The sequence below is a fragment of the Novosphingobium sp. genome, from assembly GCF_040398825.1.
Taxonomy (GTDB): Bacteria; Pseudomonadota; Alphaproteobacteria; order Sphingomonadales; family Sphingomonadaceae; genus Novosphingobium.
This window is the reverse complement of the sequence record NZ_JBBATI010000013.1, coordinates 19,412-32,711: the sequence shown is the minus strand read 5'-3', so window position 1 is coordinate 32,711 and position 13,300 is coordinate 19,412. Positions and strand designations below refer to the sequence as shown.

The window sequence follows — 13,300 nt, the reverse complement described above, 5'->3', positions numbered from 1 at the left end:
TTCACACTGGGGGTTTGCATGGGTTACCGATTGGGCGTTGATGTCGGCGGCACGTTCACCGATCTGCTGCTGCTCGAAACCGGCACGGGCGCATTCTGGCGGCACAAGACGCCAAGCACCCCGCACGACAGTTCGGTCGGCATTCTGGATGGCCTGACCACGATCTGTGCCGCCGCCGGGATCGCGCCCGCTGCCATCGAATATTTTCTGCATGGCACGACCGTGGCCACCAATGCAGTGCTGGAGGGCAAGGGCGCGCGCGTCGGGCTGATCACCACCGAAGGCTATCGCCATATCATGCAGATCGCGCGCAGTTTTGTGCCGGGCGGCCTGGCCGGGTGGATCATCTGGCCAAAGCCGCAGCCGCTGGCCGCGCTGGAACACACCGTCACGGTCAAGGGCCGCATCGGCGCTGACGGGGCCGAAGTCCGCCCGCTGGACGAAGCTGACGTGCGCCATCAGCTGGCCTTTCTGAAGTCTGCCGGGGTGGAGGCGGTGACGGTCAGCCTGATCAACGCCTATGCCAATGGCGCGCACGAAGCGCGGATCGGCGCGATCGCGCGCGAAGTCATGCCCGATGTGCCGGTATCGCTCAGCCACGAAGTGCTGCCCGAAATGCAGGAATACGAACGCACGCTGACCACCGTCGCCAATGCGGCCGTCCGCCCGATCGTGGGCAAATATGTCGCCAATCTGCGCACCAGGCTGGCCGAAGCGGGGCTGACCGGCAATCTGTCGCTGCTGCGGTCCGATGGCGGGCTGATGAGCGCGCAAAAGGCCGAAACGCAGCCGGTCAACATCCTGATGTCCGGGCCTGCTGGTGGCGTGACCGGGGCGATCTGGGTGGGGCGCAATGCCGGCCTGCGCAACATCATGACGCTGGACGTCGGCGGCACATCAACCGATGTGGCGTTGATCGAAAATCTGGAACCGCGCCGCCAGCGCACCACCGAGGTCGGCCATCTGTCGGTGCGCGCATCGGCGCTGGATGTAAAAACCGTCGGCGCGGGCGGCGGATCAATCGCCTATGTACCCGAATTGACGGGTGCGCTGCGGGTTGGCCCGCAATCGGCCGGCGCGGTGCCCGGCCCGGTCGCCTATGGCAAGGGTGGCGTGGCGCCGACCGTAACCGATGCCAATGTCGTGCTGGGCTATCTGCCCGAAAACCTGCTGGGCGGCACGTTCCGGCTGGACCGCGAAGCCGCGCGCGCGGCGGTGCAGACCATTGCCCACCGGCTGGGCATCGGACTGATGGAAGCGGCGCGCGGGATTATCGATATCGTCAACGAAAACATGTTTGGCGCGCTGCGGATGATTTCGGTGCAGCAGGGGTATGACCCGCGCGATTTTGCGCTGATGGGGTTTGGCGGGGCGGGGCCGCTGCATGTCAACGCGGTGGCGCGGCTGATGGGCAGTTGGCCGGCAATCTCGCCAGTCTCGCCCGGCGTGCTGTGCGCGCTGGGTGATGCGACCACGCGCATGCGCACCGAAACCGCGCGCAGTTTTTCGCAGGCGGCAGCGCAAACCAGCGCCGGCGAACTTATCGCGATCCTGGACGAGATGGCCGCGCAGACCCGTGCCGAACTGATCGCCGACGGGGTGCCCGCGGGCGAAGTGTCGAGCCTGTTCGAGGTCGATGTGCGCTATGCCGGGCAGGCGTTTGAAGTGCCGCTGACGATCACCCTCGATGAGCTGCGCCGCAATGGTGTGGCCGGAATCCTGACCCGGTTCGATGCCGAACATTTGCGCCTGTTCACCTTCAACATGGAAACCCCGCACGAAATCGTGAACTTGCGCGCGGTTGCCATGGGCCAGGTGCCCGATCTGCCGGTGCCCGAAATTGCGCGCGGCGATGGCAATCCGGGCGCGGCGTTCATGCGCGAACACGTGATGTGGATGGATGGGCGCGAACACACCGGCGCGATCTACGATCGTGCCGGGTTGCGCGCGGGCGATGTGATCCCCGGCCCGGCCATCGTGTGCGAAATGGATTCCACCACCCTGATCGAAGCCGGATGCGTCGCCACTGTCGACCATTGCGGCAATATCCTGATTCAGCCGGCTTGAAGGAAACCTGACCCATGCCAGCCACCATTCTCCAGACCAACCCGGTCCCGTTCAACCGGGTCGCAATCGACCCGATCACGCTCGACATCATCGAAAACGCGCTGCGCAATGCGCGTATCGAAATGGATGCCACGCTGGTGCGCACGGCAATGTCGCCGGGCATCCGCGAACAGGGCGATGCCTTTCCGCTGATCGCAGACCATGCGGGCAAGATGATCGTCGGCCAGTTCGGCAGCTTTATCGACGGGTTCCTGCGCAATTTTGATGGAACACTTGAAGACGGCGACCTGATCTTTCTATCCGATCCCTATTCGGTCGATGGCGCGGTCAGCCATTCCAACGACTGGCTGGTGCTGTTGCCGGTGTTCAAGGATGGTCGCCTGATCGGCTATACCTCGATGTTCGGGCACCAGAGCGACATCGGCGGCAAAGTGGTCGGATCGATGCCGATCAACGCGCATTCGATCTTTGAGGAAGGGGTGCGCATTCCGCCGGTAAAGCTCTGGAAAAAGGGTGTATTCAACGAAGACCTGCTGAAACTGGTGCTGCACCAGACGCGCAAGCCCGACTGGTGCCTGGCCGACCTGAACGCGTTGATCGCCAGTTGCCGGGTGGCGGCGCGGCGCGTGATCGAAATGTCCGAACGATTTGGCGATGACGTGTTCTTTTCCGCCACGCAGGAATTGCTGGCGCGCAACCACCGCGCGATGAAGGCGTTGATCGGCATGGCCATCGCCGAAGAACCGGTCAGTTTTGAAGACTATATCTGCGATGATGGCATGGGCCACGGCCCCTATCGCATCCGCTGCACCATGCACCGCGCAGGCGAAAAGGTGGTGCTGGATTTCGACGGTACCGATCCGCAATCAAGCGCTTCGATTAATTTCTACCTGAATGAAAACATGTTCAAGATGTTCTTTGGCATCTACATGATCATGGTCTTTGATCCACAGATCCTGTTTAATGACGGTTTCTATGACCTGATCGACGTGCGAATTCCAACAGGATCGCTGTTGAAGCCAAAGTTCCCTGCCGCGCTCTCGGGTCGCACCCATGCGCTAGGCCGCATCTTTGACATACTGGGGGGGTTGCTCGGCCAAAAGACGCCGGAGTTCCTGAACGCCGCCGGCTTTTCGTCGAGCCCCCACCTTTTTTATGCAGGCAACGATACCCGTCCGGGCGCATCGGGCGACTGGTTTCAGCTGTTCCAGATCGGCTTTGGCGGCATCCCCGGCCGGCCGATGGGCGACGGGCCCGATGGCCATTCGCTGTGGCCCGGCTTTACCAACGTGCCCAACGAATTTCTGGAACGCTATTTCCCCTTGCGCATCGAACGTTATGAATGCGCACCCGACAGCGGCGGTGCGGGGCTGCACCGTGGCGGCGATGGCATCCACATGACCTATCGCTTTCTCAGCGCAGGCACGATCGCCATCCACGATGACCGCTGGTTCGTGCCGCCCTGGGGCGTCAACGGCGGTGAACCCGGCGGCCGGGCGCGCAAAGTGCTGGAAAAAGCCGATGGCACCATGCACATCATCGGCAACAAGGTCGAAGATCTGGCGGTTGAGGCCGATGACCAACTGCACTTCATCACCTGGGGTGGCGGCGGTTGGGGCGACGCGCTGGAACGCGCGCCCGAACTGGTGGCGCGCGAAATCTGCCAGGGGCTGGTGACCAGCGCCGGCGCGCGCGCCTATGGCGTGGTGGCCGATGACACCGGCATCGTCGATGCCGCCGCAACTGAGGCGCTACGTGCGGAAATCCGCGAGCGCCGCGGCCCCCTGCCCTTGTTCAACTATGGCCCCGGCATTCCGGCCCTGCGCGCAGCGTGTGAGGCAGAGACCGGCCTGCCCGCTCCGGTCCAGCCGGTCTGGCCGCATCTGGCGGCGGCGGAGTAAGCGCGTGACCACAGGAGCATTGCAGGGCCTGCGCGTTGTCGAACTGGGCCAGTTGCTGGCCGGGCCGTTCTGCGGACAATTGCTGGGCGACATGGGCGCCGACGTGATCAAGGTGGAGCCGCCAGTGACCGGCGACCCGATGCGCGAATGGGGCCAGGGCGACGACAAAGTGCATTGGGAGGTGATCGCCCGCAACAAACGCTCGGTCAGCGCCAACATGCGCGTGGCCGAAGGGCAGGATCTGGTGCGGCGGCTGATCGCGCAGGCCGATATCGTCATCGAAAATTTCAAACCCGGCACGATGGAAAAATGGGGCCTGGGGCCAGACCGCCTGCTGGCCGACACACCTTCGCTGATTATCGCGCGCATGTCTGGCTATGGCCAGACCGGGCCTTATGCCGACCGCGCCGGGTTTGGCGGGATTGGTGAGGCGATGGGCGGTTGGCGCTATATCGTGGGTGAGCCCGATCGTCCGCCCAGCCGCATGGGTGTGTCGATCGGCGATACGCTGACCGCGACGTATGGCTGCATGGGCGTGCTGGCGGCGCTGAACGTGCGCCATCGGACCGGCCTGGGCCAGGTGATCGATGCCGCGCTGTATGAAAGCGTGTTGCAGGTGATGGAAGGGCTGGTCGCCGAATATGACCACGGCGGCGTGATCCGCGAACGATCGGGATCGATCCTGAAAGGGATCGCGCCCTCCAACGTCTATCGCTGCCGCGACGGCGAATTCATGATCGGCGCCAACAAGGATTCGCTGTGGAAACGGCTGGCGGTGGCGATGGGGCAGCCCGATCTGGGCGATGACCCGCGCTTTGCCACCCACATTGCGCGCGGCACCAACCAGACCGAGATCGATAATCTGATCGATGCGTGGACGCGCACATTGACGGTGGACGAAGTCGAAGCGCTGATGACCGAACATTCGATCCCGGCGGGCCGCGTCTATCGCGCGCCCGACATGATCGCCGACCCGCACTATCAGGCGCGCGAAGCGATTATCGAGGTCGAAACCGACCGGTTTGGCCCGTTGAAGATGCAAGGAGTGTTTCCCCGCCTGTCGGCCACTCCCGGCAGCGTGCGCCGCCCCGCGCCATCGACCGTTGGCCAGCACAATGCCGAAATCTATGGCGAATTGCTGGGGTTGAGCGCCGATGATCTGTCCCGGCTGGCGGGCCAGGGCGTGATCTGATGGCATCACCGGATGACCTGACGGCCAATTATGCCGGTGCGTTTGACGGCCATCTGCGCTTTGGCAAACGCCCGGCGCTGATCGTGGTCGATATGGTCAAGGCCTATCTGCAACCCGGATCGCCGCTGTATGCCGGGATCGAAGCGGCGCTCGAATCCGCGATCCGCCTGACCGCGGCGATGCGCGGCCACGGCTTTCCAGTGCTGTTCACCAATGTCGAATATACGCCTGGTGGCGCCGATGGCGGGGTGTTTTATCGCAAGGTGCCGGCGCTGAAATGCTTTGACCGCGGCAATCCGCTGGGCGCGTTTCCGGCCCGGCTGGCCCCGCTGGACGATGAAATGGTCATCACCAAGCGCTATGCCAGTGCGTTTTTCGGCACGCATCTGGCGTCAACGCTCACCGCGCTGGAAATCGATACGCTGCTGATTGCCGGCACATCGACATCAGGCTGCATCCGAGCCACCGCGCTCGATGCCTGCCAGCACGGATTTATCCCGTTTGTGGTGCGCGATGCCTGTGGCGACCGCCACCAGGCCCCGCACGAAGCCAACCTGTTCGATCTGCAGGCCAAATACGCCGAAGTGGTGGGTGAGGCAGACGCGATCGCATTGCTGGCAAAGGTTTAAACCCCGCGCCATAAGCGCGAACCGCGATCATATCTGATAGAAATCCAGCACTGTCGGGATCGTGTCGTTCAGCAGCCAGGCGGTTTTGGCGGCGATCCGCCAGGTGCCGTCAACATCGACAAAGCGGTGGCGATAGCGGCCGAAAAACACGTGTGCGACCTCTGCCCGCTTGTCATAGCGGTGCACCGTGAACGCGCTGGTCACCAGGCCGGCGGCGGCATCCTCCACCATGACGTTGGCGATCAGGTGCACCACCCGCGCGGGCGGGCTGGATGCCACCGACAGGCCAGAGGTGGCGCGCCACACCCGGTCCTCCAGATTGCGGCGCCCGCGATAGAAGATCAGCGACAGTTCGGTGTCCGGGTCCGATGTCGGCGTGGTTTCATCGCGCCAGGCTGGCACGTGGAAGGTGGCGTCGGGGGTATACAGTTCCACCCACTCTGCCCACGCCCCGGTGTCGAGCAGCAGCGCTTCGTGATACAAGAGGTCTTCGGCCAGAGACCGGGTCAATATGGTCATGATACGCTCGCACACATGCGCTGTGCCCAGGCGCGATAATAGCTCTGGTACAGCGTTTCATCGCAGGTCTGCGCATCGCTCAGCACCGATCGCGCCGGGGTCATTGTCAGCGCGTCGGAAAACGCATTGCCGCCATCCTGCGCCACGGTGGTGCCGCGCATATAGCCCTGCAACCACGGTTCCACGCGGCTGGCAAAGCCGCGCTGGCACGCCTCATAACTGATCGTATCGTCGGGCGTGGCCATGCCGCTGGGGTTGAAGAAATCCTCGTACTGGCGGATGCGGTGCGCGCGCGCGGCTGCACTTTCGCCGCGCGGGGCCAGGCACCAGGTGCGCATTTCGGTGCGGTTGGCGGCGAGCGGCCGGATCACGCGCAACTGGCTCGACGCGTTTTCGGCAATCTGCAGGTTGGGAAAAATGGTCAGGTTGCGCATGTTGAACATCCACGCGGTGCGCGCCTCTCCCACCCGCGCGCGCAAATCATCCAGCCGTTCGTGCAAGGGATGCGCCGATGATATGCCGAACCGCCCCCAGTTGAGCACGTGGCCATTGGCAAAGCTGTAGCTGCCGCCCTGCACGCCTTCACCTTCGCCGGTCCAGTAATCGGTATCCTCCCAGATCGATTTGACCACGCCCGCGTCGCCTGAGCGCTGCCGTTCTTCCAGCACGCGGATGTACGATGGGTGGGTGGAGGTGAAGTGATAGGCGTCCGAACAGTTTTCCAGCTGCAGTTTCCAGTTGGCCTGATAGGTGAAGGTGACCGCGCCCGGCACAAGTTCCATGCCATCAGCGCTTTGGTCCGCCACCAGATCCAACAGGCGCGCGGCGCCGCCCAGATGGTCCTCGATCGGCGCGACATCCGCCACCAGGCTGCCGAACAGAAACCCGCGATATTCGGCAAACGCGGGCAGACGCGGCAGATCGTGGCCATCGGCATCAAACCCGTCCGGGTAACAACCGGTGGATTTCCATTTGATCGCGCGGTTGGCACCGGCGGCGTCAAAGCTCCAGTTATGGTAGGGGCAGACATGGATGCGCGCATTGCCCGCCATGCGCTGCGCCACGCGCGCGCCTTTGTGCGGGCACGAATTGACCATGCCGTGCAGCGTGCCCTGGCCATCACGGCTGATCAGCACCGGCACCCGGCCGATGGTGGTGGTGAAAAAATCATAAGGCGCCGGCGCCTGGCATGCCAGACCCAGAAATACCCAGCCGCCTTCGAACAATCGCGCCATTTCCAGATCGAACACCGCCGGATCATCAAACACCGCGCGGTGGACGCGAAACACGCCCTCATCCGGTCGGTCATCGATCAGCCGGGCCAGCGCGGCGGGTGAACACTGGGTCATGCGATCATCACCTCTACCAGTGTGGGTGCAGCGTTGGCGAACGACCACGCCAGCGCCGCGTCAAGATCGCCCAAGTCCGCCACGCGCCGCGCCGCCAGCCCTTGTGCGGCGGCCAGCCCGCAAAAATCAAGGCCCGTCAGATCGGTCCCGGCCACGGTCTGCATCCCGAACAGGCGGCCAAACCCGCGCAAAGCCTCATACCGCTGGTTGTTGAGGATCACGAAACTGACCGGCAGGCCCATCTGCGCCGCGCTCCACAGGCCCTGGATGGCGTACATCGTCGATCCGTCGCCCAACAGCGCGATCACCTTGCGCTGCGGCTGTGCGAGCGCGAGGCCAATCGCGGCGGGCAAACCGTGCCCCAGCCCGCCGCTGGCACAAGTGTAAAAACTGTTGGGCGCGGTGATCGGCAGATGGTCATGCATCGGTCCGCGCGCGGTCGGCGCCTCTTCGACAATGATCGCCCCTGCCGGGCGCAAGGCGGCGACCCGGTCCAGCAACCAGCGATCGGTCAGTGCCGTTTCCAGCGGTATCGACGCACGCGGTGGCGGCGGCGTGCGCCCGGCCGGTGCCGGCCCGGCCAGCAAGGCCGACAGGGCGTGCCGTGCATCGGCAACAATCGCCAGATCGCAGGGCGCCCAGCTGACTTGTGCCGGATTGTCGGCGATGAACACCACCGTGGCGCCGGGCGGCAGATGCGGCCCGGCGCCTTCGACATGGTACAGGTTCATCGGCCCGCCCAGCGCGATGATCAGGTCGTGATCCGCCAGCGCGGCGACAATCGCTTCGCGCCGTGGCTCCAGAAATCCGGCAAACAACGGGTGATCTTCGGGAAAGCTGCAGCGCGCGCTGAATGGCGCGACATAGACCGGCGCCTGGTGCCGTTCGGCCAGCGCGATCGCCTGATGCCAGCCCCCATCGCGCGCCACCCCTGCCCCCAGCACCAGCGCCGGGCGCGCTGCGCCGGCCAGCCGCGCCGCCGCCTCTGCCAGCAGCGCAGGATCGCCCGGGTTGGCCGCGCCCATGCGGGGCACCTGCACCGGGTCACACGGCTGTTCCCAGTCATCGATCGGGATCGACACAAAGGTCGGCCCGCATGGCGGCTGCATCGCCACCATCCACGCGCGCGCGATTGCGCCCGGCACATCGGCGGCGCGGGCGGGTTCGACCGCCCATTTGACAAACGGCCGCGGAAATTCGGTCGGCCGTTCGGCAAACAGGAACGGTTCGAACGGCAGGATCGACCGCGCCTGTTGCCCGGCGGTGATCACCAGCGGGGTCTGATTCTTGTATGCGGTAAACAGATTGCCCAGCGCGTGCCCGGTGCCGGCGGTGGCATGCAGGTTGACCAGCGCGGCGCGGCCGGTGCCCTGCGCATAGCCATCCGCCATGCCCAGCACGACAGATTCCTGCAACCCCAGCACATAGCGGAAATCGGACGGAAAATCGCGGAACATCGGCAATTCCGTACTGCCCGGATTGCCAAACACCGTGGTCATGCCCAGATCGCGCAGCAGCGCCAGGGTCGCGGTGCGCACATCGGTCATCGGCAAAGCTCTCCCTTTATCATTCCACTTACCATGGCGCAGGCGGCGCGCGAACGCTATTGCAAATAGCGATCAAACCCATAGGAAACGCGTATGAGCATCAACCGGATCGTGATCGTCGGCGCGGGCGCCATGGGCTGTCTGTTTGCGGCAAAGCTGGCGCGCGGGGGCGCCGATGTGACGGTGGTGGATGTCGATGCGGCGCGCATCGCCGTGCTGGCGCGCGATGGCATCACGCTGGCCGATGATCACGGCACGGCTTGCGTGCCGGTGCATGCGGCGCTGGCGGGCGATGTGGCCGGCCCGGCCGAGCTGGTGATGCTGTTCACCAAAAGCATGCACAGCCGCGGCGCGGCGGCGTCGGTCGCGCATCTGGCCGGACCTTCGACCATCGCGCTAACCCTGCAAAACGGGCTGGGCAATGCAGAGGCGCTGACCGGGGTATTCGGGCCATCGCAGGTGGCCATGGGTGTTACCGATTTTCCCGCCGATCTGACCGGGCCGGCGTCGGTCGCGTCGCACGGCGCCGGGCGTGTGTGGTTGGGCGCGTATGACGCTGCCCGGCCGGCCGATGTCGATGCCATCGCCGCACGGTTCAACGCCTGTGGCCTGCCCGCACAATGCGTGCCCGATGCCAACGTGCCGATGTGGGAAAAGGTTGCGTTCAACGCTGCGCTCAACAGCGTGGCGACGGTCACGGGCTTGACCGTGGGCGGCATGGATTCGCCCGCCGGCCATGCAGTGATCACCGCCATTGCCGATGAGGTGATCGCCACCGCCCGCGCGCTCAACATCGCGGTCGATGCGGATGGCGTGCACCGCAAGATTGCGTTTGCGCTGGCCAACCACCGCCAGCACCAGGCATCGATGCTGCAGGACCGGCTGGCCGGGCGCGCGCCCGAAATCGATGCCATCAACGGCGCGGTGGTCGCCCATGCCCGCGCGCTGGGCGTGCCGGTGCCGGTAACCGCCGCGCTGGCCGATCTGGTGCGGATGGTGTGCGCGCCATCCGTATAACGCCAATCAGACGAACTTCGCGTCGGTCGACGCAAACGCCGCCAACGTCACGTTTTTCAGCAGCACGCTGTCATTGGCATCGATGGTGATCAGCAGATCGGCGCCCGATTGCGTGGTCGCGCCCAGCAGATGTGCCCAGTCGGCAAACACCGTCTTGTCGACCTGCAGCGTATCATGGCCCGTGCCGCTGGCGATAAAGCCGGTGATCACATCGCGACCGGGGTTGGCGTGGAATGCCACAGTACTGGCGCCCGACCCCAACGTGACCGAGGCATTGGCGCCCAACAGGTTGATCAGATCAGCGGTGGTTGATTTGTCGACGATGCTCAGGCCGGATTCGCCATCGGTGGTAAAATTCCACGCCGCGGTGGACGCGGCCAATGTCATGCTTTTGATGCCGACATCGGCCTTGTTGAGCGCGGCGGTGCCCCCGCCGGTCAGGGTCAGCGCCACGCTGCCACCGACATCCGAAATCAGCGCACCAGCGGTGGCCGCGGTTGCATTGACAATGGCTGTACCGCCAGTGCCGACCACAGATTCGGTCGCGCTGCCCAGCGTGACGGTATCGGTGCCCTTGCCCAGGTGAATGACCGAACTGTCTCCGGCCACACCGATCACGGCAATTGCCAATGGCGAAGTGTTGCCTGTGGCTGCGGTGCCCGATGCCACCATCACATCAGCGTTCAGCCCGCTGCGGAGTGTGACGGTCTGGACCGCGGTCTGGCTTTCGCCCACATTGACGATCTGGATATGCGCCAGCGTTTTGGGTGTCGCCAGATTGAAACTGCCGCCACCGGTCAGCTTCAGCGTGTTGGTGCCCAGGCCGCCATCGATCACATCGGTCGCCAGCAGCGTGGTGGCGGCCGAACTGATCACATCATCGCCCGCAGCCCCGGCGATGGTGACCGCGGTGGTGCCCAGAGTATAGGTCTTGCCCGCCGGCTTCGTCAGGTTGAGCGCGATCGCCAGCGGCGTCGACGCCAGCGTGCCGTTGTTCACCACCAGCGTAAGCCCGCGCGCCATATCGGTGTTGGCAAAGGTCGGATCGTTCGCGGTGGAAGCAAATTTGATTGAGGCCAGCTCTGTCTTGTAGGTCGCCAGCGCGGCTGACCCGGTCAGCGTGAGTACACCAGTGGTGGCGTTGTAGCTGGCGGTGATCCCGGTCTGGGCGGTGAACGACAGCACATCGCCAGCGCGAAAGCCCGATGAGATGGTCACGCTGGCCGATTGCAGGTTGGCAATGCCAGGGTCGGTTATGGCAATGGTAGAGGCCACCGCCACTGCCGCGCCGCCAACGGTATAAGTCGGCACCGTGGTGCCGTTGGTGACAACCGGCGCGGGCACCGGATCGGTGTTGGTCACGGTCACCTTGGCCACGGCCGATGCCTGCGCCAACTGGCTCGCGCTTACCTCGAATACCGTGCCGATATTGCCCGGCCCGCCCTGGCTGGTGGTGCCGAACAGGTTGCCGGCGCTGTCGATCGTCAGCCCGGCATAGGGATAGGCGCCATTGGTGCCGTTGAACGTCACCAGCGTGACGAGCGCGCTATAGGTCGTGCCGGTCTTGACCAGTTCAAACACCGATCCATCATTGAGCGCGCCGCCGTTGAAGGTGGTGCCGAACAGGTTGCCCGCGGCATCGGCGATCAGCCCGCCGCGCACCGATGCCTGGTTGACCCCGTCGATCGTCGCCAGCGTGATCGGTGCATTGTAACCGGTGGTGGTCTTGATGATTTCAAACACGGTACCATTGGCCGCCGCGCCGCCGGCCGATGTCATGCCGAACAGATTGCCCGCCGCATCCAGCAGCAGCCCGCCGCGCGGATTGGCGCCATTGGCCCCGGTGAACGCGGCAATCGTAACCGGCGCGCCATAACCGCTGGTGCCCTTGACCAGTTCAAACACCGTGCCCATTACCCCGGTGGCGCCGCCCTGGATGGTTTCGCCAAACAGGTTGCCCGCCGCATCGACGATCAACCCGCGCGGATACGACCCATTGGCGCCGCTAAAGCTGGCCAGCGTCGTCAGTGCGCCATAGCCACTGGCACCCTTCACCAGTTCAAACACCGTGCCAAGGCCATTGGCACCGCCGTTGTTGGTGGTGCCGAACAGGTTGCCGGCGGCATCGATCACCAGCCCGTCGAGCGAATTTGAGCCGTTGGTACCGTTGAACGTCGCCAGCGTGACCGGCGCGCTATAGCTGGTGCCCTTGAAGATTTCGAACACGGTGCCCAGGCCGTTGGCGCCACCGGTGTTGGTGGTGCCAAACAGGTTGCCGGCCGCATCGGCCACCAGTGTGCCATGCGGCGCGCTGCCATTGGCACCGGTAAAGCTGGCGATCGGGATCGGCGCGCCATACCCGGATGTGCCCTTGAACAGCGCGAACACCTGGCCCAGCCCGCTGGGGCCGCCGTTTTGTGTGACGCCGATCAGCGTTCCTGCCGCATTGATGGTCAGGCCGGCAAACAGATAGGCGCCATTGGTGGTGTTGAACGTCGCCAGCGTGATTGGCGTGGCTGCAAACGACGCCACATCGCTCAACGCAAAGGTGGTGGTGGAACTGGTGCCCGCCGCGCCGGCCAGCGGCCGGAACGTCAATGCCGCCAGTTGCGCGCTGACCGCTGCCGTGGTGCCGGACAATTTGTAGGTGCCATCGGCATTCAGCACCAGCCCCGCAAACCCGGTACCATCGACCAGCGTGCCGCCCGCGCCCGACAGGGTGATCGTCAGCGTTTCCAATGCGCCGGCATTGCCATCGGTGATCGTGGCCCCGGCAAACGGATTGACCGCCGCCTCTGACACGGTGGACCGTGCGGACACCAGCCCGGCAATGATTGGCACAATGGTAGCCATAAAACCCTCTGATCACACCTGGCTTGTGCGCTGGATCAGGGTGACCCCGCGCACATTTACCCCAAAGCCGGGCACGCCACTGGCGCAACCACGCCGCGACCCGCACCACCGGCTATCGATCAGGCGACTAGGTACAAATTTCTTAATTGGCGTTCCCGAACGCCGTTAACTTTTTAACACCTCGTGCAGACCGGCGCGTCTGCCTGCGCTGAGGCCGCTGCCCCCG

9 protein-coding genes are annotated in these 13,300 nt (G+C 64.6%); 5 read left to right on the top strand and 4 right to left on the bottom strand.

What is annotated here, in order from left to right; translation table 11 throughout:
* Positions 1-18: 18 nt before the first annotated feature.
* The 4 genes from ABWP89_RS08590 to ABWP89_RS08575 are packed head-to-tail and all read left to right on the top strand — an operon-like array spanning position 19 to position 5,789.
* Positions 19-2,067 (top strand): hydantoinase/oxoprolinase family protein, encoded by a 2,049-nt coding sequence (locus tag ABWP89_RS08590; RefSeq protein WP_353228629.1) that lies wholly within the window; start codon positions 19-21, stop codon positions 2,065-2,067.
* Positions 2,068-2,081: 14 nt separating this feature from the next.
* Positions 2,082-3,968 carry a hydantoinase B/oxoprolinase family protein gene (locus tag ABWP89_RS08585; RefSeq protein ID WP_353228627.1) on the top strand — a complete coding sequence of 629 codons (1,887 nt, stop codon included), beginning with the start codon at positions 2,082-2,084 and terminating at the stop codon, positions 3,966-3,968.
* Between the two features lie 4 nt (positions 3,969-3,972).
* Positions 3,973-5,160 carry a CaiB/BaiF CoA transferase family protein gene (locus ABWP89_RS08580; protein WP_353228626.1) on the top strand — a complete coding sequence of 396 codons (1,188 nt, stop codon included), beginning with the start codon at positions 3,973-3,975 and terminating at the stop codon, positions 5,158-5,160.
* Positions 5,160-5,789: an N-carbamoylsarcosine amidohydrolase gene (locus ABWP89_RS08575; protein ID WP_353228625.1), complete on the top strand. Its 630-nt coding sequence runs from the start codon at positions 5,160-5,162 to the stop codon at positions 5,787-5,789. The genes ABWP89_RS08580 and ABWP89_RS08575 overlap by 1 nt, the downstream gene beginning before the upstream one ends.
* A 27-nt stretch (positions 5,790-5,816) precedes the next feature.
* On the opposite strand, the gene ABWP89_RS08570 is transcribed toward ABWP89_RS08575, so the two are convergent.
* From ABWP89_RS08570 to mdlC, 3 genes are read right to left on the bottom strand one after another with little or no spacing between them, the layout of a single operon-like run.
* On the bottom strand, positions 5,817-6,308 hold the full coding sequence (locus ABWP89_RS08570) for an aromatic-ring-hydroxylating dioxygenase subunit beta (protein WP_353228624.1): 492 nt from the start codon (positions 6,306-6,308) through the stop codon (positions 5,817-5,819).
* Entirely contained in the window at positions 6,305-7,657 is a 1,353-nt protein-coding gene (locus ABWP89_RS08565; protein ID WP_353228623.1) for an aromatic ring-hydroxylating oxygenase subunit alpha, read from the bottom strand. The genes ABWP89_RS08570 and ABWP89_RS08565 overlap by 4 nt, the downstream gene beginning before the upstream one ends.
* Positions 7,654-9,204: a benzoylformate decarboxylase gene (gene mdlC / locus ABWP89_RS08560; RefSeq protein ID WP_353228621.1), complete on the bottom strand. Its 1,551-nt coding sequence runs from the start codon at positions 9,202-9,204 to the stop codon at positions 7,654-7,656. Before mdlC ends, ABWP89_RS08565 begins: the two co-directional genes overlap by 4 nt.
* 93 nt (positions 9,205-9,297) lie before the next feature.
* Between mdlC and ABWP89_RS08555 the strand changes: the two genes are divergently transcribed.
* Complete coding sequence (locus ABWP89_RS08555) at positions 9,298-10,221, top strand: ketopantoate reductase family protein (RefSeq protein WP_353228620.1); 924 nt, start codon at positions 9,298-9,300, stop codon at positions 10,219-10,221.
* A gap of 6 nt (positions 10,222-10,227) precedes the next feature.
* On the opposite strand, the gene ABWP89_RS08550 is transcribed toward ABWP89_RS08555, so the two are convergent.
* On the bottom strand, positions 10,228-13,074 hold the full coding sequence (locus tag ABWP89_RS08550; protein WP_353228619.1) for a beta strand repeat-containing protein: 2,847 nt from the start codon (positions 13,072-13,074) through the stop codon (positions 10,228-10,230).
* Positions 13,075-13,300: the final 226 nt, after the last annotated feature.

What these genes read in the sequence shown, in the direction of transcription:
- mdlC (WP_353228621.1), bottom strand. Translation starts at nt 9,204, where the DNA reads ATGACCGATGTGCGCACCGCGACCCTGGCGCTGCTGCGCGATCTGGGC.
- ABWP89_RS08570 (WP_353228624.1), bottom strand. Translation starts at nt 6,308, where the DNA reads ATGACCATATTGACCCGGTCTCTGGCCGAAGACCTCTTGTATCACGAA.
- ABWP89_RS08550 (WP_353228619.1), bottom strand. Translation starts at nt 13,074, where the DNA reads ATGGCTACCATTGTGCCAATCATTGCCGGGCTGGTGTCCGCACGGTCC.
- ABWP89_RS08555 (WP_353228620.1), top strand. Translation starts at nt 9,298, where the DNA reads ATGAGCATCAACCGGATCGTGATCGTCGGCGCGGGCGCCATGGGCTGT.
- ABWP89_RS08565 (WP_353228623.1), bottom strand. Translation starts at nt 7,657, where the DNA reads ATGACCCAGTGTTCACCCGCCGCGCTGGCCCGGCTGATCGATGACCGA.
- ABWP89_RS08585 (WP_353228627.1), top strand. Translation starts at nt 2,082, where the DNA reads ATGCCAGCCACCATTCTCCAGACCAACCCGGTCCCGTTCAACCGGGTC.
- ABWP89_RS08575 (WP_353228625.1), top strand. Translation starts at nt 5,160, where the DNA reads ATGGCATCACCGGATGACCTGACGGCCAATTATGCCGGTGCGTTTGAC.
- ABWP89_RS08590 (WP_353228629.1), top strand. Translation starts at nt 19, where the DNA reads ATGGGTTACCGATTGGGCGTTGATGTCGGCGGCACGTTCACCGATCTG.